This is a genomic window from Shewanella sp. SM95 (assembly GCF_025653595.1).
GTDB lineage: Bacteria > Pseudomonadota > Gammaproteobacteria > Enterobacterales > Shewanellaceae > Shewanella > Shewanella oncorhynchi.
The window spans coordinates 65845-88891 of sequence record NZ_JAKKSE010000017.1; the positions used below are offsets into that span (position 1 = coordinate 65845).

Annotated in this window: 14 protein-coding genes and 1 pseudogene; 5 read left to right on the top strand and 10 right to left on the bottom strand. The window is 45.4% G+C overall.

Features of this window, described 5'->3' with window-relative positions; all coding sequences use genetic code 11:
• Nucleotides 1-16: 16 nt before the first annotated feature.
• The 5 genes from L5M29_RS17070 (at nt 17) to L5M29_RS17090 (ending at nt 10311) form a co-directional block, all read left to right on the top strand.
• Nucleotides 17-1033, top strand: coding sequence for a WD40/YVTN/BNR-like repeat-containing protein (locus L5M29_RS17070; protein WP_263168978.1), 1017 nt, complete (start codon nt 17-19; stop codon nt 1031-1033).
• A gap of 36 nt (nt 1034-1069) precedes the next feature.
• Nucleotides 1070-3385, top strand: coding sequence for an efflux RND transporter permease subunit (locus tag L5M29_RS17075; protein ID WP_263168980.1), 2316 nt, complete (start codon nt 1070-1072; stop codon nt 3383-3385).
• A 264-nt stretch (nt 3386-3649) separates the two neighbouring features.
• Nucleotides 3650-8494, top strand: coding sequence for an NAD-glutamate dehydrogenase (locus tag L5M29_RS17080; RefSeq protein ID WP_113940561.1), 4845 nt, complete (start codon nt 3650-3652; stop codon nt 8492-8494).
• Between the two features lie 63 nt (nt 8495-8557).
• The gene (pyrD, locus tag L5M29_RS17085; RefSeq protein ID WP_113940562.1) at nt 8558-9577 is read left to right on the top strand and encodes a quinone-dependent dihydroorotate dehydrogenase; all 1020 of its coding nucleotides are present in this window, start codon (nt 8558-8560) and stop codon (nt 9575-9577) included.
• Nucleotides 9578-9777: 200 nt separating this feature from the next.
• Nucleotides 9778-10311, top strand: coding sequence for a cell division protein ZapC (locus tag L5M29_RS17090; RefSeq protein ID WP_105252649.1), 534 nt, complete (start codon nt 9778-9780; stop codon nt 10309-10311).
• A gap of 1432 nt (nt 10312-11743) precedes the next feature.
• On the opposite strand, the pseudogene L5M29_RS17095 reads toward L5M29_RS17090, so the two are convergent.
• The 10 genes and pseudogenes from L5M29_RS17095 to hisH all read right to left on the bottom strand — a co-directional run.
• Nucleotides 11744-11914 (bottom strand): annotated as a pseudogene (locus L5M29_RS17095) (DUF1318 domain-containing protein); the annotation flags it as partial.
• A 138-nt stretch (nt 11915-12052) separates the two neighbouring features.
• Entirely contained in the window at nt 12053-13258 is a 1206-nt protein-coding gene (locus L5M29_RS17100; protein WP_263168985.1) for an IS4 family transposase, read from the bottom strand.
• A gap of 324 nt (nt 13259-13582) precedes the next feature.
• Complete coding sequence (locus L5M29_RS17105) at nt 13583-13918, bottom strand: YdbL family protein (protein WP_106650697.1); 336 nt, start codon at nt 13916-13918, stop codon at nt 13583-13585.
• Between the two features lie 24 nt (nt 13919-13942).
• Nucleotides 13943-14161, bottom strand: a complete 219-nt coding sequence (locus tag L5M29_RS17110; RefSeq protein WP_028759774.1) for a YnbE family lipoprotein — start codon at nt 14159-14161, stop codon at nt 13943-13945.
• Nucleotides 14162-14174: 13 nt separating this feature from the next.
• Nucleotides 14175-17597: a YdbH domain-containing protein gene (locus tag L5M29_RS17115; RefSeq protein WP_263168987.1), complete on the bottom strand. Its 3423-nt coding sequence runs from the start codon at nt 17595-17597 to the stop codon at nt 14175-14177.
• Between the two features lie 348 nt (nt 17598-17945).
• A complete protein-coding gene (locus L5M29_RS17120; protein ID WP_263168988.1) occupies nt 17946-19133 on the bottom strand; it encodes an aromatic amino acid transport family protein in 1188 nt (395 codons plus the stop codon).
• Nucleotides 19134-19912: 779 nt separating this feature from the next.
• On the bottom strand, nt 19913-20569 hold the full coding sequence (gene hisIE / locus L5M29_RS17125; protein WP_263168989.1) for a bifunctional phosphoribosyl-AMP cyclohydrolase/phosphoribosyl-ATP diphosphatase HisIE: 657 nt from the start codon (nt 20567-20569) through the stop codon (nt 19913-19915).
• Between the two features lie 131 nt (nt 20570-20700).
• Nucleotides 20701-21474, bottom strand: coding sequence for an imidazole glycerol phosphate synthase subunit HisF (gene hisF, locus L5M29_RS17130; protein ID WP_226058464.1), 774 nt, complete (start codon nt 21472-21474; stop codon nt 20701-20703).
• Nucleotides 21456-22193: a 1-(5-phosphoribosyl)-5-[(5-phosphoribosylamino)methylideneamino]imidazole-4-carboxamide isomerase gene (gene hisA, locus L5M29_RS17135; RefSeq protein WP_263168992.1), complete on the bottom strand. Its 738-nt coding sequence runs from the start codon at nt 22191-22193 to the stop codon at nt 21456-21458. Before hisA ends, hisF begins: the two co-directional genes overlap by 19 nt.
• Before the next feature lie 66 nt (nt 22194-22259).
• Nucleotides 22260-23030, bottom strand: coding sequence for an imidazole glycerol phosphate synthase subunit HisH (hisH, locus tag L5M29_RS17140; protein ID WP_263168995.1), 771 nt, complete (start codon nt 23028-23030; stop codon nt 22260-22262).
• Nucleotides 23031-23047 lie beyond the last annotated feature (17 nt).

Genomic DNA, 23047 nt, shown 5'->3' on the forward strand with positions numbered 1-23047 from the left:
GTTTAAGGAAGTTTGTATGTCGTTTCGCATCCTTCAGTGTGTCGCTGTATTAAGTTTCGGTGGCGCTTTTTTTCCTTCTACGTTATCTGCAACGCCCTCTGATCAGATTTTTTCTCAAGTTCAACCTCTTGCTGCTTCATCTTTGATTTTAGATATTGCCAACGTAGGCGCAGGTTTAGTGGCTGTGGGTGAACGTGGCCATGCTCTGGTGTATGACGGCAGTTGGCATCAAGTGGCAACGCCCGTGAGTTCACAGCTGACCAAAGTCTTTTTTCTCAATGAAAAACGCGGTTGGGCTGTAGGTCATGATGCAACCATTTTACAGACTCAGGATGGCGGTCAAACTTGGCAGCTACAAATGCATTCTCCAGAGATTGAAAAGCCTTTCCTCGATGTGGTGTTTTTAGACGAAAACAATGGCATTGCAATTGGCGCTTACGGTTTGTTTTATCGCACTAATGATGGCGGTGCCCAGTGGCGCGAGGAGTTCCATGAGGAGCTTTTAGCTGAAGAAGATGTGGCTTATTTGGCGGAGTTAAAAGGCAGCGATCAATCGGCCTATTTGAGTGCGCGCGCTTCATTATTGCCGCACTTTAATCGTATTTTAACCTTAACCGATGGACGTTTATTATTGGTTGGCGAGCTGGGCTTAGTCGCTGTTTCTGGCGATCAAGGTAAAACATTTACGCGTACCAATTTTGATTACGATGGTTCTATGTTTAACGCCGTAGAAACGAAAAATGCTGTGTATGTGATGGGCCTTCGCGGTCATATATTCAAAGCTGATGTGAGTTTAAGCCAATGGAATCAAATAGAACTGCCTGTGCAATCCTCAATCAACGGTGCCATGGTTGTTTCTGACGACGCGCTATATTTAGTGGGTAATGCGGGGATAGTGATCAAGCTAAATGAGGACGACAGTAGCAGTATCGTGACTCGTCGCCAAGGGGAAAACTTAGTGTCTATTGCGAAGGATAATCAAGGGAATATGTGGTTATCCGGCAGCCAAGGGCTGTTTATTCTTAAGCCATAAAATTTTAAAACTACAATAAATAACAGGGCCGAGAAGATGTTAGAAAAACTGGTCAACGGATTTGAGTCATTTTTGTTTCGCAATCGCGCATGGGTCGTCGGCATTTTTGTGTTTTTGACGTTGTTTTTTGGCTATCAGGCCAGTCAACTCAAAATGGATGCGGCTTTTATCAAAAATATTCCACTGCAGCACAGTTATATGCAGACCTACCTGAAACACCAAAAAGATTTTGGTGGTGCCAACAGCATCATGGTGGCGGTGGAGGATACCAGCGGTAATATTTTTAATGCTAACTATTTTGATACCTTAAAAAACGTGCATGATCAGCTGTTTTTTATTCCTGGGGTTGACCGTGCGCAGGTGAAATCAATTTTTTCGCCTTCCACTCGTTTTACGGAAGTCGTTGAGGATGGTTTTGCTGGCGGGCCAGTTATTCCAGCGGATTTTTCAACTTCAGTGTCTGGGTTAGAAACGGTTCGCGATAATATTGAAAAAGCAGGGATTGTCGGCCGATTAATTGCTAACGATTACAGTGCGGCTATGGTGTCGGCTCAATTAATGGATTTTGATCCACAGACGGGTAAACCGCTTGATACCATTGCTTTTGCTGCACAATTAGAAAAAGAGCTTAGGGGCAAGTTCGAAACCGATAAGGTTAAAATTCACATCATAGGTTTCGCCAAAATGGCGGGGGATGTGGCTGATGGCGCTAAGGGCGTGTTGCTGTTTTTCGTGATCGCGATTTTGATCACCGCCGTCATGGTTTACCTCTTTTCTAAATCCATCATCTTGACCATGTTGCCACTGGTCTGCAGTTTAACGGCTGTGGTCTGGCAGCTTGGTTTATTGACTGTGATAGGTTTCGGTCTCGATCCTATGTCGATTCTGGTACCGTTTTTAGTCTTCGCCATCGGTGTGAGCCACGGGGTGCAGATCATCAATGCTGTACGGCGTCGAGTGCTCGACGGGCAAACGACAAAAGCGGCTTCGGCGTCGGCATTTCGTAGTTTATTAGTGCCGGGTGGTGTGGCATTACTGTCCGATACTGTTGGTTTTATTACCCTGTTATTTATCGATATTGGGATTATTCGCGAGCTGGCGATTTCTGCCTCGCTCGGTGTTGGCGTGATCATTTTCACTAACCTTATCCTGTTGCCTTTGGTGATTTCTTTTACTGAAATCAAAGTCAATAAACACGCAGAACCGACCGCTGAAGAAGTGCGAACTGAGGCTATTTGGCGCTTCATGGCGCGTTTTGCGACGCCTAAATATGCTGTGGTAGTCATTATTGCCACTGTGGTGTTGTATTTTGTGGGTTTGCAACAAGCCAATCAGATGAAGATTGGTGACTTACAAGGCGGCGCGCCAGCGTTACATCAAGATTCGCGTTATAACCTCGATACCTTCTTCATCACAGATCATTTCTCTATCACCACAGATGTGATGACTGTGATTGTTGAGGCAGCACCTGAAGCCTGTACTTACCACGATGTGCTCACTCAAATTGATCAGTTTGAGTGGTTAGTGCGCAATACCCCTGGGGTGGAGTCGACAGTGAGTTTGGCGTCAGTCGCTAAAAAAGTGAATGCTGGCTTCAACGAAGGTAATCCAAGGTGGGAAGTGTTGCCGCGTACAACGGCGAGCTTAGTACAGGCCATTGGCCAAATTCCCACGACTTCAGGTTTATTAAATGGCGATTGTTCTGTCATGCCTGTGTATCTGTTTATGAAAGATCACAAGGCCGAAACCATAGAAACTGTGGTCGCTAAGGTCAAAGCCGTCGCCGCGAAAATGGACAACGAGAAGTTGCAGTTTAAACTGGCGTCGGGTCCTGTGGGTGTAATGGCAGCGACTAACGAAGCGGTGGCCGAGGCGCAGTTACCTATGATGATATACGTCTATGGTGCTGTGTTTGTACTCTGCTTAATCAGCTTTAAATCTTTTAAAGCCACTGTGGCGGTCATTATTCCGTTATATGTCGTGTCGACACTGGCACAGGCTTTGATGACTCAGCTCGATATTGGCTTAGCTGTCAGTACCTTACCTGTCATCGCGCTGGGGGTTGGTATTGGTGTGGACTATGGTATTTATATCCTCTCGACTATGTCGTCTAAGCTATCGAATGGTATGCCAGTACAGCAGGCTTACTATGAGGCGTTGGTCGAGCGGGGCAGTGCGGTGATTTTTACTGGCCTTACATTGGCGATTGGTGTCAGTACTTGGTTCTTTTCGGCGCTTAAATTCCAAATGGACATGGGAATATTGTTAACATTCATGTTTGTGGTAAATATGCTCGGTGCCATAATTATCCTACCTGCATTGGCAGCCATTTTCTGGCGCCAGCCTAAGTAGAGTCTACAAATGGGGAGCTAAGCTCCCCATTTACTTTTGAATACTTAGTCTGCTTTATCGATTGTTTGGTCATTTGTCATTCCTTGTTTACGCCAACACTGGATTTCAAGAGGATGTACCACTAAAATTTTCCTCGAAATACAGCGGTTTTAGTAATAAACTTCGCGCGACGATCTAGATCACATTAATTTATCTGCGATTGTTAAGCCGAAGCATCCAAATAATGAAAAAAGCGCTGCCATAGACGCTTAAGGAAACAGCAACATGGCCTTGAAAGATGCAATGCCTTCAGTACTACTTGAAAATGTAGTCAGTTTAATTCACGCTAAAGTCCCTAATTCACAAGCCAAGCAAGTTGAACAGTTCGCCACCTGCCTTTATGCCCACATGTCGAAAGACGATCTCAATGCGCGTAATGACAGTGATTTATACGGTGCGGTTCTCAGTTTATGGAACGCCCTGAATAAAACACCAAAAGGTAACACTCATCTGAGAGTGTTCAATCCTAGCCAAGCCAAACACGGCTGGCAATCTACTCACTCGATCATTGAAGTTATCCAACCTGACATGCCATTCTTGGTCGATTCAGTTGGTATGGCATTGAATCGTATGGGTATTACTGCTCACATGATGTTGCACACTCCACTGGCGATTGAGCGTTCAGAAAGTGGTGTGACGAATGTTACTTATCTTAATAAAAGCCCTGAAAGCACTGAGCATGTCGCCGTATTTTTGATTGAAATTGACCGTCAAAGCAGCACGGTCGATATCAAAGCATTAGAGCGCGAAATTCAGTCTGTGCTTGCCGATGTCGCTTCATCAGTCAACGACTGGGAAGTCATGTCTGCCAAGTTGGCTGAGATGATTAAGGAATTGCCAAAACGTCCGTTCCCGGGCGATAAGCAAGAGTTAGAAGAAGCGATTAACTTCCTGACTTACTTGAATAATCATCACTTTACGCTATTAGGTTACCGTCAATACGATTTGAAACGTGTCGAAGGTGACGTTGAGTTAGTGCCTAATATCGCCTCTAGTTTAGGTTTGATGAACAAGCACACTAAAGCGCAACCTGAGCAAGGTTTGTTGCTATCTAGCTTCTCCGATAGCGCCCGCAAAGAAGCCTTAGATCACAGCTTGTTGATCCTCACTAAGAGCAGTGCCAAGAGCCGCGTACATCGCCCAGCTTATGTCGATTATATTGGTATTAAGCGTTTCGATAAGAAAGGCAATGTGATTGGCGAAGATAGATTTATCGGTTTATATGCGTCAAACCTGTATAACCGCAGCCCACGTGAAATCCCACTGCTGAATGAAAAAGTGCAGCGTGTGTTAGATCGTTCAGGCTTGACCCCACGTTCACACGACTATAAAGCCCTGCTAAATATCCTTGAAAATTTACCTCGTGACGAGCTAATTCAAGCCAATGTTGATGATTTATCGCACATGGCCCATGGCGTGTTAGAAATGCAAGACAGAGACAAGCTGAAACTCTTTGTACGCAAAGATGGCTTTGGCCGTTTCTTATCCTGTTTAGTGTACGTTTCTAAGGATCGTTACAACACTAAACTCCGCCAAGATACTCAACGTATTCTGGCCCAGCACTTTAACAGCAAAGAAGATGTAGAGTTTACGACTTATTTTTCCGAGTCGACGCTAGCCCGCACTCACTACATAGTCAAAGTTGATAACAATAATATGGATGTAGATGTGGCTGCCATAGAGAACAACTTAATAGAAGCGGCACGTTCGTGGGAAGATAAGTTAAGCACTGCGCTTAACAGTGCACTCGGCGAAGAAGCTGGCACTCATCTGACTAAGCGTTATTTCAATGCGTTTGAGCAAAGCTATAAAGAAGACGTATTGCCAAGTTCTGCCGTCGTCGACATGCAACAGCTCGAAGCACTGGATGATGAACACAAGCTCGGCATGTTGTTCTATCAACCGCAGGAAGCGGCGCTGAACGACAACAAAGTGCGTTTAAAGCTATTCCACAAAGATGAGCCTATTCATCTTTCTGACGTGCTGCCAATGCTCGAAAACTTTGGTCTGCGCGTGATCAACGAGCGTCCATATGAAGTCACGACTTCAGACGGTTCTACCTTCTGGATCTTAGACTTCTTGATGACAGTTAAAGTCGTCAACACAGATAACATCGCTGATAGCCAAGACAGATTCCAAACAGCACTGTCACAAGTGTGGCAAAAGAAGTTAGAAGATGACGGCTTCAACCGCATTATTCTGGCGTCAGGTTTAACCGGCCGTGAAGTCTCTGTATTGCGCGCTTATGCGAAATACATGCGTCAAATCGATGCGACTTTCAGTCAGTCATATATTGAAGAAACCTTCGGTCGTTACCCACAAATCGCTGATTTGTTGGTGAAGATGTTCATCCGTAAATTTAACCCTAAACTGAAAACCCGTACTCTGGGCAAGTTTTTGGAGCAGATCAATTTACGTTTAGACGAAGTGTCTAGCTTAGATGATGACCGTATTATTCGTCGTTATTTAGACTTGATTAACGCCACTCTGCGTACCAACTTCTACCAACTGGATGCCAAAGGCGAATCTAAGAGTTATATCTCGTTTAAATTCATGCCTTCACTGATCCCTGAAATGCCACGTCCACTGCCGAAATTCGAAATATTCGTTTATTCGCCACGGGTTGAAGGTGTGCATTTACGTTACGGTAAAGTGGCTCGTGGTGGTCTGCGTTGGTCAGATCGTCGTGAAGACTTCCGTACCGAAGTATTAGGTCTGGTAAAAGCACAGCAAGTGAAAAACACTGTGATTGTGCCTGTGGGTGCTAAAGGTGGCTTTGTTTGTAAACAATTGCCAACTGAAGGCGGCCGTGAAGCTTTCTTCACCGAAGGTCAAGAATGTTACCGCATCTTTATCCGTGCTTTACTCGATATTACCGATAACATTTTGAACGGTGAAATCGTCCACCCATTGGATGTGGTTCGTCACGATGAAGATGACCCATATTTAGTGGTCGCAGCCGATAAAGGCACTGCGACATTCTCTGATATCGCAAACTCGATTTCCCTCGAATACCGCTTCTGGCTCGGTGATGCATTCGCATCGGGTGGCAGCAACGGTTATGACCATAAGAAAATGGGTATCACGGCCAAAGGCGGCTGGGAATCGGTTAAGCGTCATTTTCGCGAAGTCGGTATTGATTGCCAAACCACAGACTTTACCTGTTTAGGTATAGGTGACATGGCGGGCGACGTATTCGGTAACGGTATGTTGTTGTCTAAGCACACTAAACTGGTTGCAGCCTTTAACCACATGCACATCTTTATCGATCCAAATCCGGATACGGCATTAAGTTATGATGAACGGGCGCGTTTATTCGCTCTGCCACGTTCAAGCTGGGAAGACTACAGCAGCAAGTTGATTTCTAAAGGTGGCGGTATTTTCCTACGTTCATCTAAATCCATTCCATTATCGGCAGAGATGAAGCAAATGTTGGCCACAGAGAAAACCTCTATGACCCCAACTGAGCTGATGAAAGAACTGTTGAAAATGCCAGTGGATTTGATCTGGAACGGCGGTATCGGTACGTATGTGAAATCTTCACGGGAAACCCACGCTGAAGTCGGCGATCGTGCCAATGATGCTCTACGTGTCAACGGTGGCGAACTGCGCGCTAAGATAGTCGGCGAGGGTGGTAACTTAGGTTGTACTCAGTTAGGTCGAATCGAATATGCGTCTAACGGCGGCCGTATCAACACTGACTTCGTGGATAACGTAGGTGGTGTGGATTGTTCAGACAACGAAGTGAACATCAAGATTTTGCTGAACGCTATGGTGACTGAAGGTGAGCTGACGCTTAAGCAGCGTAACCGTTTACTGGAAGAAATGACTGAAGAAGTCGGCCAAATCGTACTGCAAGACTGTAAAGATCAAACTCGTACTATCTCCGTCACCCAAGTGCGTGGTGCTGAGCAGTTAAAAGAGCAGATCCGCTTTATCCAGTATCTGGAAAAAGAAGGCAAGTTAGACAGAGCGTTAGAGTTCTTACCGTCTGACGATGAGCTAGCTGAACGTCTAGCCAGTGGTCGTGCATTAACGCGCCCAGAGCTATCAGTATTGGTTGCCTATGCAAAAATGGTGCTGAAAGAGCAATTAGTGACCCCAGAAATCACTGAAGATACGCTGTTAAGCCAATTGCTTATCGCCTATTTCCCGAAAAAACTTCAGGAAAAATACAGCGACAAAATGGCAACCCATCCACTGCGTGGCGAAATCATTGCGACCTCACTCGCCAATGAACTCGTCAACGACATGGGTTTGAACTTTGTTCAACGTATGCAAGATGAGACTGGTGCCTCAGTTGCCGACGCGGCAATTTGCTACACTATGGCCCGCGAAGTATTTGGTTTAGCTGAATTAACTAAATCGATCACTGACTTAAACGGCATAGTTCCGGCTGTGGTTCAAGGTGAAATGCTGCATCAGTTACGCCGCAATATGCGTCGTGCTAGCCGCTGGTTCCTACGTCACCGTAACCGCACTTGGAGCATCGAACAAACCGTTGCTTTCTTCAAACCGGTATTTGAACAAATTAAAGATAATGTTCATTTATATCTGGTCGAAGAAGAAGCGAAAGGTATTCAATCTGAGATCAATGCCTTGGTCAAAGAAAACGTACCACAAGCTGTGGCAACGATTGTGGCTAACATGAGCACCTTGTTCTCTGCCTTAGACATTGCCCAAATTGCGCAAACAGAAGATAAGACAGTGGCATTAGTGGCTGAAACTTACTTCAAACTCGGCGCCCGCGTTGAGCTGCATTGGTTTTTAGAACAGATCAGCGCTCAACCTGTAGCGAACCATTGGCAAGCACTGGCTCGTGCTGCCTTTAGGGAAGAGTTAGATTGGCAACAACGTGCATTGAGTTCAGTGGTCTTAAGAACCTGCAGTGCAACCTGTGATGCCGAAAGTGTGATTTCTCAGTGGATTGAGATAAATCAAGGCTTATTGGAAAGATGGTTCCACATGCTAGCTGACTTTAAAACGTCGCAAATCCATGAGTTTGCTAAGTTCTCTGTCGCCCTACGTGAACTTAACCTTCTGATCCTTCATTGCGAAGGCCAAAAGTAAACTTATTATAACAATCAGAAGCCCTGGCGATCGCCGGGGCTTTTTTTAGGTCGAGGAAAGTACATGTTTTATAAAATCGCACAGAAAGTCATGTTTCAGATGGATCCTGAGCGAGCTCACCATCTTGCTATAGGCAGTTTAAAAATGACCGCCAATAGCCCGTTAACGTGTCTATATGGACAAACGATTGCCCCCGCTCCTGTCAGCTTTATGGGGTTGACCTTTCCTAACCCAGTGGGACTCGCTGCCGGTATGGACAAGGACGGCGAATCGATTGATGCCTTTCATGCGATGGGATTTGGTCATATTGAAGTGGGTACAGTGACCCCAAGACCACAGCCTGGTAACGATTTACCCCGTCTATTTAGATTAAAGCCTGCCAAAGGCATCATTAATCGCATGGGGTTTAATAATAAGGGTGTCGATAATCTGGTCAAAAATTTGATCGCTAAAAAGACCAATATCATGGTTGGCGTCAATATTGGCAAAAATAAAGACACGCCAGTAGAACAAGGTAAAGACGATTATTTGATCTGCATGGATAAAGTTTATCTCCATGCGGCTTATATTGCGGTGAATATTTCATCACCCAATACCCCAGGATTACGATCGCTACAATATGGCGATCTATTAGATGAATTATTGAGCGCAATTAAAACCAAGCAACTTGAGCTGGCCGAAAAGCATAAAAAATACGTGCCCATCGCGCTTAAAATTGCTCCAGATTTAACCATCGAAGAAATTGAAAATATCGCACAAGCTTTGATTAAAAACAAATTTGATGGCGCAATTGCGACCAATACTACTTTAACGCGTGATGGTGTTAGCGGTCTTGCCAACGCCAATGAAAGCGGCGGCTTAAGCGGCAAACCTTTAACTGAGCTGTCTACTAAAGTGATTAAGCAATTGGCAATTTGTTTGAAAGGGCAGATCCCGATCATAGGTGTGGGTGGTATTAATAGCGCTGAAGATGCCTTAGCCAAATTTGATGCGGGCGCGACTATGGTTCAGATTTATTCAGGTTTTATTTATCAAGGTCCGAAGTTAATTAAAGAAATAGTGAATGCATACCGCTTGAAATAATGATCTTAGGATTAATATAACGATCTAAAATAAGATCTTATTCTTTAGCAGCGATCTAAAATGATCCTTAGATCGCTGTTAAGATCTTACAATAGATCGACTAAGTAACTGTTAAATAATTTGTATTTTATTATTTTTATTTTGATATTGGATAAAATATCTACTATTATGTCCCAGTGTTCAAATATTGGGTCACCGTTATGTTATTAATGCCGCAAAAAGATTGGCAATGGAAATATAACGATTCGTATGGTGTATTAGGCGTATCGTTAGGTTCCGAGATAGAATTTCTGACGTCTTATAAAGCAAAATTACTCATTCCAGATGCCTTATCAAGCATGGAATTTAATATTGCGCACGCCAAATTCTATATGAACTTACTCGATAGATTGCCTAAAACTCTGTCTTTGTCCGATGCCGCTATTGTTCAAATTGCGCTCAATGCCACCGCAGCCCATTTTATGCTGACACCACAAATGCCTAAATCATGGTTTTTTGATACCAGTGATGTCTGTGTTTATAGCGATGTAGGTAAAGTCTTTGAGCTAAAATGCCAAAAGCAAAGAGTACTAGCCCTCGTGGTTGAAAATACCCTACAGTCCGCGCTAGTGATGTTATTGTCACCTGAATGTGTTTTGTCGGGCGCGAAAACTATGGTGCAGTTTGAAACCATCAAAGTGATGCATAATCGCTTACACCCACTACGTGCACAGCGCCACGTGGTTGCGGCATAGCGTAGTTGTAGATCAATAGTCATTATTGGTTTTTGATATCTATTATTAGCCGATAATTCGCTTAAATCTCCATAGCATTAGTGCGCTATCCGTACTCTTTTCTGCTAAGAAAGCTTTTATCTAAAATTAGTCACGTGACTCTTCAACACCTTTCTATCGAATGCTACCCAATGATAATTCGTGAGTCTTATTACTCTTTATTGGCTCTGCTTGTAGTATCAAACTCACTACGCAGTCTGGTTTGCCATGGTATTCACTCGTCGACACGCAGCCAGTCCATCCTTGGATGCTCGACCGCCCCGTCCATGGGGCGGACGGTCGTCTCGCCAATCACCATGGCGCACCTTTTAGCATTTGCGTAGTCTATAGATTTGAAAGATTAGAGATTACATTTAACGGTGTTTTACTTTGATTTTTTAGTGTTGTCTGTGCAGCGCTAAAAGCAAAAATCTGTGGGTGTTCGGTCTTTTCGATGTATATAGCATTTATTATCAACAACTTATTTTTTGACAGCTTGAGACAATAGGTTTGGAAAACGCGCATGCGCGTTTTTCCTGATGGTATATCTAAACAAAAGCTGATAAGTTCCTTTTATTACAGTTAGTTAACCATGCGCGTTTTTACTGGTCTAATGAGGTAAACGCGCATGCGCACTATACAAAGTTAGGCTCTAGGTTCACGATATTTGAGTCTCATACAGAAACACTGAGTGCAGTAAAGGAGCACTTTAAATATGGTGGAGGACTTTACTGGAACCCAAAAATTTAGACCAGTGTAATCCTAGAAGTGACGGAAGCCTAACCAAGCTATGTAATTGACGTCAAAAAGTTACGTTCGCTTCACTTACTCCACTTTTTGCCGCAATTGATAGCGGCGTTATAAGCCAAATTGAACATGATAGATATATTGTTGTTTATTGTAGGAATCATAATCTACCTAGCCACGATTACATTTTTGGTTAAATTGCATAAATCTATGAATTTGCGCTTTGGATGGCCTAAACCACGCGGCATCGGCAACATTCTTATTTGCTACTTTATTTCTGCATTGTTCATCGTCACTGTTATCCCTATTGGAATATTTTTCCCGTTATGGCTAAACTCTGTCTTTCAAGCTATCCCTGACACTGAAAATACCAGAGTTTTTCTTTTGCTATCAGGTTGTATTGTTTTAGGTTATGTCATGTGGGCAAATTACAGGCATGAAAAATTGTTGTATTAATGTGGGATGCTTCTTACTAGAAATAGGAAGGCGAGTGACTGGGGAAGCAATGAAAATTAATATTAATTATTTTGTCGTCAGTTAGCTTTTAGTTAAGTAAATCATCTATCCAGTTACCGACAAATCCACCAATGAAAACGCCTGCAATTGCAGGCGTTTTTGTTTATATCTATTCGTTTTGCTTTTACGCGCTAGAACCTTAAAAAGCGGATTATTTCTTAATCCATTTGCCTTTGGCATCTTGCACATAGTTGCCTTTATCTGTGGCGGCTATGGCTTTTTCGCCTGCGAGTTTAGCAACGTCGGCTGGGGAGAGTTTGTTCTTCTTGGCGATGGTTTCGTAGTGGGCGCGACGTTTGTTATTTACGTCGTCCATCACCGAATTTAATAAGACAATTTAATAAGACACCCATTGTTAAATTTTGTTACCCAGTGTACGCCGGGGTCGATGAGATTAAGCACAGTCATGGAAGTGACCGTCCGTGACAGGGATGTCACGGTCGAGCACTGTAGGATCCCCTCATAATTCATAACCCCAACAACCATGAGTTAATGAGAGTTCAGCTAGTTTCTTCGCAGCACAAAGCAAATCATCTGCTGATATGGGGTAATCATGCCGTCGCCGCAGCAGTTCTTTGCCTATTCTGATTGTTGATAGCACATTCCTTTTCTTTACCGTGTTGGCTTGGAAGTGCCGCTGTAATTGCTGTGTTTCCCCGTATAATCCTACCCACCAAAATGCCAGTTGCACCAATAATGCTATCAATAGCAGTATATCCATCCTCGCCGCGTAACGTGTTCTGCTATGACGTAAACCAAAGCCATAAGCGGGACTTTTTAAATCTCTAAAGGTTTCTTCTATTTGCATCCGCTTTTGGTAAATATTAACCAGTTTTTGAGGCGACATGGCTTCCATGGTCAAGTTAGTCACCAGTGCCCAAGGTTCTTTGGCGGTCAGTTCATACGTCCATTGCGCCGTATGGTGACAGTCTGTTGTCGTACTTCGCTGACCTTTACTTGGGGCCCTGAACAATACCATCTCACATAACAAAGGTTTCTTTACCGATAACGCCACCCGCCCAACATGTTTTGCGCGACGACGGGCTTGGGGATAAAGCGCTTTTAGTGAAAATTGGCGACCGAAAGGATGCGGCCGATAGACACTCAATCCTCTAACGCGACCCAGCCAATACCAACCGAGCTGCTCGACTTTGCGAAACCATGGATTACGAAAGCCCGCGTCAGTAACTATCAGCGGGGTGATGTTGTCAGGTAATACTTTTCTGAGTTCATTAAGAAACTGATTATGGGCGGTTTGAGTGCCTTGCAGCACTAACGGAAATGTTCGTTCGTAGAGCGTGATAGAGCGACCTTTGATAGCGATAGAGGCGCGTAGCGCAATAAGCTCACGACCTTCAAGCATATCTGACCAATCCACCAATATTGTCGGCATCGTATGTGCTGTTAGCAACCACTTTGCATGCCACTGATAAACAGCCATTCTTTCATGGTGAAGATGCGGGTTGCCCAACAATCTATCCATGCGTTTTATTGAGTGCTTAGTATGAGTGCTGGTGCCATCAATGTGCCGCCCTAAATGCGTTAGGGTGAGGCAATCCGCGTTGATAAGTGCTCGGCAAGCAACCATGAGGGTATTGAGTCGCTTTTGATGGATTTCTGGACAATGTTGATAGAGAGATTGATGTAAGATAGTTAACACTTGCACCTTGAAGCCCTGTGATTGATGTTTGTTCGCACTTCCATCAGATCACACTTCAAGGTGCAAGTTCACTCCAATCTAATGATTTATATGTAAATCATCAGGGGATTCTTCAGGGTCGAGCATACACGGATGTACTTGCTGCGAGTCACTGGAATGACAGTGCTTAACCAAACTCCATCAAACAATCTAAAATCTAGATCCTCGTTCAAAGGTATTGGCCAGCAAATCATTCCTTTTATCGACCACCAATGAAAACGCCTGCTATTGCAGGCGTTTTGTTTATTTCTATTCGTTTTGCTTTTACGCGCTAGAGCCTTAGAAAGTGGACTACTTTTTAATCCATTTGCCTTTGGCATCTTGTACATAGTTGCCTTTATCTGTGGCGGCTATGGCTTTTTCGCCTGCGAGTTTAGCAACGTCGGCTGGGGAGAGTTTGTTCTTCTTGGCGATGGTTTCGTAGTGGGCGCGACGTTTGTTATTTACGTCGTCCATCACGGCTTTGGCTTCGGGATTGGCTTGCACTAATCCTAAGTAGCCGTTGGCTTGTTCGCCTAAATAGCCCTGTGATTTAGCTTCTTGAAGTGACATGGCAAAGGCGCTTAGGCTTAAGAAGCTGAGGGTTAATAGCAATAATAACTTTGTTTTTAGTCGGATTGATTTCATGGTGATTCCTCAATTCTTATTTAATTAGAACAGCTTATCGTCTGACAGGAGTTGATCTAATTCCTTATCTACTTTGATCCGTATCTCATGTTCAATTTTCACATTGAGATTGATAACGATAGGTTTATCCGGCGGTTCTATTTTGACTGTGGGCGTACAGCCCTGCAATGAGGCTAGGGCTACCAATGCGATAAGTGCGCTTCGGGTACCTATGCTAATTTGCTGTAATTGAATTATCTTCACTGAGGTTTCCTTGTTACTTCACTGATTTTTCGATTCTGTCCTGCAAGTCATTACCAATTTGCAGACTTCTAAATAATTGCAGCATGTTCTCTTCGTGGGAGTAATTCAAGTGGATAGGACGTTCAACCCCTTGGCTGCGGCCTTTCACTTCGACGAGTAGCTTAGCATCACCAGTTTGGTCCATGTCAAAGCTGCTCGATAATTGACTGTATTGTAAGTGTTCTAGCGTCGAAAAGACAAAATCTAGGTATGGCTGGGATTGGCGCATTTGTTCAACGGCGGGGTTGCCTGAGATAGCGATAAGTCCGCCGGGTGCGCGCGCGGCTAATTGCCCGCCAGTGATCGACACTTTGCCGTTGATTAAATCGACGGGCAACACGCCATCGAATATGCCGTCGGCATAGATGCCAATTTGCGGTTGAATGCGCAGGACCTCTTCTAGACTCATGGCCTGCAGTAACAGATAGGCATGGGATTTATCCTGTAATTTAAGATTAAATTCTGGCAGCAGAAACTGGCCGCTGAGCACTTTGCCTTTGGCGGTCATGGAAACATCGGTGTCACTTAAGCCTGTGAGTTGTTGTATCCAATTGTCGGGCAATTTCTCGGCATCTTTGCCAAGGGCGATATCGGCTTCCACTTCGATATCGGTCAGTGGGAAGCCAGGATCAAACAGGTTAAAGGTCATCAGTGTCTGCGGACAATTGAGCTTACTGAGACTGCTAAAATAGCCTTTATCCTGCTGTTTTTTATGAGATTGGCCCCAAGTAAACTCACATTGCGCCTGCAGTTTCCCCCCCTCAAAGGTGGTGTCCTTATAAAAACCTTCAAGTTCGGTCATCGACTGGGTAATTTGCATGGCAAATTGGGTCTGATCGCGCTGTTGGGTTAAATTAAACTGTGCCTGTAATTGGTTATTACCTGTGACATTAAGCTCAGATGGTAAGGGTTGGGTTTGATTGAGTAAGGCTAGCGCCTCGGTCATGCTAGTGTTGACTACCCATTGGCCCGTTAACACTAAGGGATTGTTCGCGGTGGCAAGATTCAACTTGTGTTGGCTTTGCAGCTCAACGGTGCCCACTTGCCAATGCTCATCACCAAAGAGCGTGTTATTTTTCCAATCTAAGCTTTGTGCCAGCGTTAACTTGTCCAGCTTAAGTACGGTTTCTTTGCGGCTGCGGCCTTTGCTGCTGAGCTGTTTTTCGATATTAAGCTGACTTGCTTGCCATGCGAGTTGATTACGCCAAGTGGTAGCGCGTAGTGAGTCGAACAGCGCTTCGATATCGGGTTTAAGCTCAAATGACATGGCTTTTTGTAATGCAATCGAGAAACTGCCCGCATTCATATCGGTTTTCGTTATGATGCTAGTGCTAGCATTTTTATCCGCATTAGCCTCAGCGACTACATCATCTGTCACTAAAGTCTGTTTGGTCTGCGAAAAATACAGTTGCTCCAGTGCTAAGGCTAAAGGCGGTATGGCAAGGGTTAACCTGTTTGCGGTATCAGATGTGGGCACTGAGCTTTGCGCTGGACTGACTTTCTGAATGCTAGCGTTTTGAATACCAGAACTCTGAGTATGAGTGCTTTGCAGCGAGCTTATGTTCAGCGGCGCAAGGGCATTTATCGCGATACTACCAAGGCTAAACTCTGCATGTTTAGCCGCATTTTTATTTTGCATGCTAATACGCTTAAGCTCACCCACGGCGAATTGTAGCGTGTTGCCAGTATTTTTTTTTGCTGATTGAGTCAGTTCAGTCGATTCGGTAGCGGCAGTGATAAATTGCCAATCGGTTGAACTTGGCGTCTGAACTAAGTTAAATGTGCCTGCTGTCGTTAACTGACTATTATTCCAGCTAAAATCCTGCGGCGGATTTGCCCACAATTCAGATAATTGCATTGAGCTTGTTTGCCTCGTACTAAGGCGCCAATCTGTTTTGAAGGACAGTGCTTCGGTTGATTTTGTGATTTCAACATTGGCCAAATCGACTTGGGTATCTAGCTTGCTGCCTAAGGTTTTAAGCTTCACTCGAGGAAGTTTAATCGCAAGGGGATTAGCTAAGTGCACATCTTGCGGAATTTGAGTCAGCGGATAGTGCAGGGCTTCAGGCAATGTCAGTGCGATCCCTACTGGTGCATCTGTACTTTTGAGCCCCGATAGCAGCTTAGCGATTTGACTCGCTAGCGGATCAGGCACTTGCTCAGCTATCGGTTGAGATACTGGTTCAGATACTGACTGAGATGAAGGTTTAGCTAGTGATGCATCGAGCAGCTGCATCAGTCGTTGTTGCTGCTCTGTATTTGGACTCAGGGCTAAGCTAAAGGGTTCTAGTTTTAGGTCAAGTTCGGCTAAATGCCCTGCAATCTTAAATGCGAGCTCAGGTTTTGGCGCAAGCTCGGGTTTAGGTGCAAGTTGCAGCGCTGCCAACTGATTAAAGGTCAGCTTTGGCTTGATTAACTGATGCTCACTGATAAGTTCGCCTGAGGTTAAAGTGATACTGCTGTTGGACACCAATTGACCTTGTAGATCAATCGCTAACGCTTGCCACTCTTTATCAAGCTCAGTTAACGGACTCAGTACACTGTCCTGCGCTTGCCTCAGGCTTATTTGATGCAAGCTCGCAAGCAGCGGCGCGAGCTGGATTTGACTCATGAGTTGCCATTTGTTGGTTTCGAGTGTTGCTTTAAGTGTGGCGATACTTTCGCCTGCGTGGCTAAACTCGCTGTTGATTTCCCCCGCGCCGTTGAGGCTCAACTTGTCCATCACCAAACGATAGACGGGTAAATCATTTTGGGTGTCGAGATGGTGGGCTTTGAGAATAAGGTTGGTTTTGCCGATATCAATGAGTGGTAATGATTTGATATCTAAGGCCAATGCGGGGCCTTGTTCATCGATGGCATTCCGATTGGGTAAAAACAGTGATTGCCCTAACTCGACCTCAATATCACCTGTGGAGATTTGGGTGATTTTTTGAGTGAGGTAAGAGGCTTGGCTGAACTGTTTAAGTTCGGCAAAACTCTGTGGCCAGTCAAGTTTTAGCTGAATATTCAAATCATTAAGCCTGATATGGCTATCATGTACCCTCAGATTGGCAGAGGTAATTCGCCAATGTTCTAACTGACTTTCCCCTAATTCAATGTTAATCAGTTCGCTGTCCATACCTGTGAGGGCAAAATTTGCCGCCCGTATGATGAGTTGTTCAGCCTGGGTATTCACAATCCAAACAGTTAACGCCACGCCCGCCAAGATGCCCGTTAAGCTGGTCGCCAATAAGGTTTTTTTTAGGGGGAATTTACGGCGATTTTGTGCAGCAACATGAGTATCCGTTCCAAAATCTAAAGCACCACTGCGAGGGCCAGCGGATATCTGCGTTGCCTCGTGCTGAAGTGCGTTGCTATCAGAGGCATTGCCACGGCTTGGCTTGTTGTGGATTGGCATTGGGTTTGATATTTATCCTTTATTGACTGAGCCCTGATCAAACTCGTGCCTTAGCAGTGCACAAATACACGAATGTGTATATTTCATCGGCACTTTTACTTCGGAGCGGCTACTTCGGAGCGTTTGATTCTGGGCTGTTGCTCCGGAGTTATCGCATCGGAGCTCTTATATCGCGCACGAGCACTTGAGGCAGTTTAACACTCAAGGGCTTAGCTGACTAATGTGAAAGGATCATTGAATAGACAAGCGCCTGCTGTCAATAGTTGAGGTTTTACAGGCTCTTGTACTTAATCTTTTATTCGAGCTAGCTAACTTTTGGTTAACTCATTCTTGGTGAGTGAATTGCGGCTAGCTAAATATCTGGGCGGCGATCACCACAATTCCGCAAAGTGTGGCGAGCATTAAGGCTAACTTGCCGCCCGCAACGCGGTAACCCGTCGGCATATTGGCCGCGTCTCGCATCTGGCGTTGTGTCCACACCATGGCCACAGGTAAAAAGATGGCGAGGATCACCAGCGCAATCGCCGCGTAACCCAGCGCTGTGATAAAACCTTGAGGGTAGAAGAGGGCAAAACCTAAGGGCGGTAAAAAGGTGATAGCCGCGGTTAAGCTTCGACCTGTTGCATTATCTTCTTGCCTTAAGCTTGAGGCCATAAAATCGAACAAACCTAAACTCACCCCTAAAAATGAGGTCGCAAGGGCGAGATCGGCAAATAGACTAATAGCGCTACTTAAGTATTCACTGTGCAGCACACTTGCCAGTTGATTGATAAAGCTTGATAAGCTCTGATTTTCGAGCAATTGACTTTGGTTCAATACGCCTTGACTGCCCAGTTGCCACAAAAGGTAAATCACTAATGGCAAAGCCGAGCCAAACAACATGATCCTTCGCAGGGCTTTGACCTCAACGCCCAAGTAGCGCACCACTGAGGGAATCGAACCGTGAAAACCAAAGGAGGTAAAAATCACCGGAATAGCCGTGATAATCAGCCCTTGGTTGAGCGGGAGTTCGAGCAAATGTGGGCTTTCAACCTGCGGCAGTAACAATGCCAACATAAGCAATAATGCCAATAGCTTAAGGGCAAATAAACCGCGATTGATGAGATCCACACAGTGGGTTCCCATGCCCACAATGGCGCCAACCAGCAGGGTGAATAGGATTGCACCCGCCTGCGGTGGCAAATTTAGTCCTAGCCAAGTGCTCAGCTTTTGGTTCACTTGCTCGCCGCCGCCAGCAATGTAGGCGGCGCAGAGGGCGTACAGTAAAAACATCAGGGCGCTATTGGCGATCAACTGGCCCTTACGACCCAATAAGCGTTGCGCTAAGTGATTAAGACTGGCATCGCTGGGGGCGAATTGATGGATTTCCACCATTAGCAGCGCCGTGTAGGCCATTAGCGCCCATAGGATGAGCATAATGGCGGAGGAAGTGCCAAAGCCAAGTCCAGCCGATGCGATAGGCAAAGCCAACATGCCCGCGCCGATTGTGGTGCCGGCGATAAGCAGTAAACTGCCGAAAATTTTATTCTGTGTCATAACATGATCTCAAAAGCGTGTTGCAAGAAAAAGAGATAAAGACTTGATCCTAAAGCAACTGTCTTAAAGGATTTTGATGCGATTCAAGCACAAAATGATTTAAGCAAATGAGACAGTGGCGCTCAGCGGATCCGAAAGGATATGGCCACAATGGAAGGCCAGGCGAGGTGCCTATTTTATACCCAAACAACCTGAAGATGCAGGATTCAGCGGGAGTTTAACGCACTTTAGGCAAGGCGGTTATTTGCAGACCTAGCGGGCTAAGTTAAAAATAACCAACACCGCATAAAGTGCGTTAAAACCCGCCGGGACGGAGCGCCTAGGGCACTTCACTTCCGTGTTGCATCAATTCAAAAGGTGGTCGACATTCTGTCATTGATGCGCCTTGAATTGAATCCCCCTAGGCGCTCTGAAACTCGTATCTTCAGGTAGTTTGGGTATATCCATTGCGGCTACAGATAGGGAGTACAAAATGCTGTGAAACACATAAAACTTGCCTTAGCGTGTGTTGAGTAAAAACGGATAAGTGTTTTGATGCTTTGCCTTAATAACCTAACGGCAACGGAGGTTACCATAGGGAACTGAAATGTACTTGTCAACCATTACAACAGTATTTTGATTATTTTTTGTCACAGGATTAAGGCGCAAGATATTCATTGATCACATTGCGGCAATGGCACTTGAGGGAATCGCGCAATAAAAAATGCCGCAGACTTGGCTCAAGTGTGCGGCATTTCTAGATGTCAGTGACTAGTGTGAAATCAGAATCAGTAAGCAGATTATGCTTTGTTCTGCAGCGCCTTTTCATGTCTTGCCAGCAAGTTTGCTGTGATGTCACTGAGGCTTAAGTTTTGATCTTCAAGCAATACCAGCAAGTGATAGATAAGATCTGAGGCTTCGTTAACCAGCTCTTCTTTATCGTGGGTCGCAGCGGCAAGGGCGGTTTCAAGACCTTCTTCCCCGACCTTTTGGGCGATACGTTTCGTGCCGCGCGCAAACAAAGACGCTGTATAGCTGGAATCGGCACTTTGCCCTTTGCGCGAGGTGATTAAGCTGGCGAGGTTGTTCAAAAATGGATGCGCATTGTCATCTAACCAGCAACTTTCGGTGCCTTTGTGGCAGGTTGGGCCGTTGGGGATCACTTGCACTAACAGGCTATCGTTATCGCAGTCTTTATCGATAGCGACCAACCTTAGCGTATTCCCCGAGGTTTCACCTTTAGTCCACAAGCGCTGTTTTGAGCGGCTGAAAAAGGTGACATCACCTGTGCTCAAGGTTTTTTCCAGCGCGGCCTTATCCATATAACCGAGCATTAATACCTTGCCCGATAAATGATTTTGGATAACGGCAGGAATGAGCCCATCCTGTTTGTTCCAATCCAGCTCATTAACTTGAACAGGGCTAAAATCCGACTTAGTGTTTGTTTGCGTTGACATAGTATTCACTCTTAATCTGTTTGTAGAACCTAGAACCTAGAACCTAGAACCTAGAACCTAGAACCTAGAACCTAGAACCTAGAACCTAGAACCTAGAACCTAGAACCTAGAACCTAGAACCTAGAACCGCTCTAGCGTCTAATCGCGATACCTTCGGCCGCTAAATAGGCTTTTAATTCACCTATGTTGATAATTGCCTTGTGGAATACGCTCGCTGCCAGCGCCGCATCGACCTTAGCTTCAATAAATACATCGCGAAAATGCGCCATAGTCCCAGCACCGCCCGAGGCAATTAAAGGCACGTCGCAGATGGCGCGAACAAGACTTAACTGTTTGATATCATAGCCGCCGCGCACGCCGTCTTGGTTCATCACATTGAGCACGATTTCACCACAACCTCGTTTCTGTACTTCTTCAACCCAGTCTTGGGTGAACCACTGAGTATCCTTAGTTGCCGTTTCATCGCCGGTAAATTGCTTTACCTTATAGCTGTTGCTGGTGGCATCGAAAAAGGAGTCGATACCAATCACGATACACTGGCGGCCGAACTCGTCCTGCAGGCGCGAGATCAGACTCGGATCGGTTAAGGCGGGGGAATTAATCGAAATCTTATCCGCACCAAAGGCTAATAATTCTCGGGCTTGGCTAATGGTTTTAATGCCACCGGCCACGCAGAAGGGAATATCAATCTGTTCCGCCACGCGGCTCACCCACGATTTATCGACCACACGTTCGTGGGCGCTGGCGGTAATGTCATAAAATACTAGCTCATCGGCGCCTTCTTCGGCATAACGCGCGGCTAACGGGACGATATCGCCGACAATTTCGTGGTTACGGAACTGCACGCCTTTCACTACTTTACCGTCTTTTACATCTAAACAGGGGACTAGTCGTTTGGCCAGCATTGGATTGCCTCCGCCACATTAAACTGATTGATAAGCAAGGCTTTACCGATAATGATGCCCGCAGCGCCGCTGTCTCGCACGGCGCTCACATCCTCAAGGGTCGCAATACCGCCAGAGGCTTGCCAAGCGATGTCGGGGAAGCTTGCAGCAATTTCTTGATAAAGCGCGGTATTGGCGCCCGTTAAGGTGCCATCACGGCTAATATCAGTCACCAGCGCGTGCTTTAAGCCGACCGTGCTAAAGGTTTCTACGAGGGATTCCAAACTCTTACCGCCGCCACTTTGCCAACCGGATACGGCGACCATTTTCTCACCGCTCTGGTTGATATTGACATCGAGTGCGAGGCAAATCGCTTCGCTGCCGTATTTGATAAACCATTGCTTAACTAATTTAGGTTCTTTCACCGCCAGTGAGCCAATCACCACACGTTTTACGCCGATAGCTAATAATTCAGTGACTTGCTCTTCAGTACGAATGCCGCCGCCCACTTGAATATTGGCGTTAAGTCCCGCCACGAGTTCACTGATAAGGCGAGTTTGGCGTTTCGCGGGATCTTTCGCGCCCGTTAAATCAACGAGATGCAACCACTTAGCGCCTTGTGCTTCATAGGATTGCAGCTGTGCCAAAGGACTTAAATCAAAGGTGGTCTGCTGGCTGTAATCGCCTTGATAAAGGCGGACGACATTGCCATCAATTAAATCAATCGCAGGAATAATCATATGCTTAAATCCTCGATTGATTTATTTGTAAGTTGTTTATTAATAACTGGTTTTTTAATGAGTAATTTATTCATTGGTCAGTCTTTCCTGCGCCAACTTGTCCATCAGCGCTTCATCCATCTGTAAAAAATTACGCAGAATTTGCGCACCCACGGCGGCACTTTTTTCGGGGTGGAACTGCACGCCCATAAAGTTGCCTTTGCCGATGGCGGCGCTAAAGTCTTCACCATAGGAACATTGGGCTAAGGTAAATTCACTCAACGGCGCGCGGTAACTGTGGACGAAATACACATAACTGCCATCTTCAATGCCCGTAAACAGCGGGTGAACGTTAGGGATTTTGGCTCCTTGTGAGTTTGTCGTAAGCTTAAGTTGGTTCCAGCCCATGTGTGGCAAAGGTAAGCCTTCAGCTTTGAGTAACTGCGTATCCAGTTCACAAATGTCGATTGGGATTATGCCTAAGCACTCGCAATCTTGACCTTTTCCGCCGCGCTCCTTAGAAATCGCCGCCAACATTTGCATGCCAAGGCATACTCCCAGTACAGGTTGAGTCAGGCCTTGAATGAGTTCGACCAAGCCTTTTTCATGCAAGGACGCCATGGCGGCTCCCGCTGTGCCCACTCCCGGTAGCACCACACGTTTTGCCGCTTTGATTTTGGTTTTATCGTCTGTGACCAACACCTTAGCGCCTAAACGCTCGAAGGCGAAACGTACTGAGTTTAAATTGGCGCAGCCCGTGTCTATGATGACGGTTTCAGCATCTGATGATTCATTTGCTGTTAATTGCGGGCTAGTTGTTAATTGCTGGCCAGCTATTAATAGAGTGTCTTGTTGCATCCTAACCTCTTAAACGA

Coding starts and splice junctions, on each gene's coding strand:
- L5M29_RS17120 (WP_263168988.1), bottom strand. CDS start 19,133: ATGACACAGAATAAAATTTTCGGCAGTTTACTGCTTATCGCCGGCACC.
- L5M29_RS17080 (WP_113940561.1), top strand. CDS start 3,650: ATGGCCTTGAAAGATGCAATGCCTTCAGTACTACTTGAAAATGTAGTC.
- L5M29_RS17090 (WP_105252649.1), top strand. CDS start 9,778: ATGTTATTAATGCCGCAAAAAGATTGGCAATGGAAATATAACGATTCG.
- hisH (WP_263168995.1), bottom strand. CDS start 23,030: ATGCAACAAGACACTCTATTAATAGCTGGCCAGCAATTAACAACTAGC.
- L5M29_RS17070 (WP_263168978.1), top strand. CDS start 17: ATGTCGTTTCGCATCCTTCAGTGTGTCGCTGTATTAAGTTTCGGTGGC.
- pyrD (WP_113940562.1), top strand. CDS start 8,558: ATGTTTTATAAAATCGCACAGAAAGTCATGTTTCAGATGGATCCTGAG.
- hisF (WP_226058464.1), bottom strand. CDS start 21,474: ATGCTGGCCAAACGACTAGTCCCCTGTTTAGATGTAAAAGACGGTAAA.
- L5M29_RS17105 (WP_106650697.1), bottom strand. CDS start 13,918: ATGAAATCAATCCGACTAAAAACAAAGTTATTATTGCTATTAACCCTC.
- hisIE (WP_263168989.1), bottom strand. CDS start 20,569: ATGTCAACGCAAACAAACACTAAGTCGGATTTTAGCCCTGTTCAAGTT.
- hisA (WP_263168992.1), bottom strand. CDS start 22,193: ATGATTATTCCTGCGATTGATTTAATTGATGGCAATGTCGTCCGCCTT.
- L5M29_RS17075 (WP_263168980.1), top strand. CDS start 1,070: ATGTTAGAAAAACTGGTCAACGGATTTGAGTCATTTTTGTTTCGCAAT.
- L5M29_RS17115 (WP_263168987.1), bottom strand. CDS start 17,597: ATGCCAATCCACAACAAGCCAAGCCGTGGCAATGCCTCTGATAGCAAC.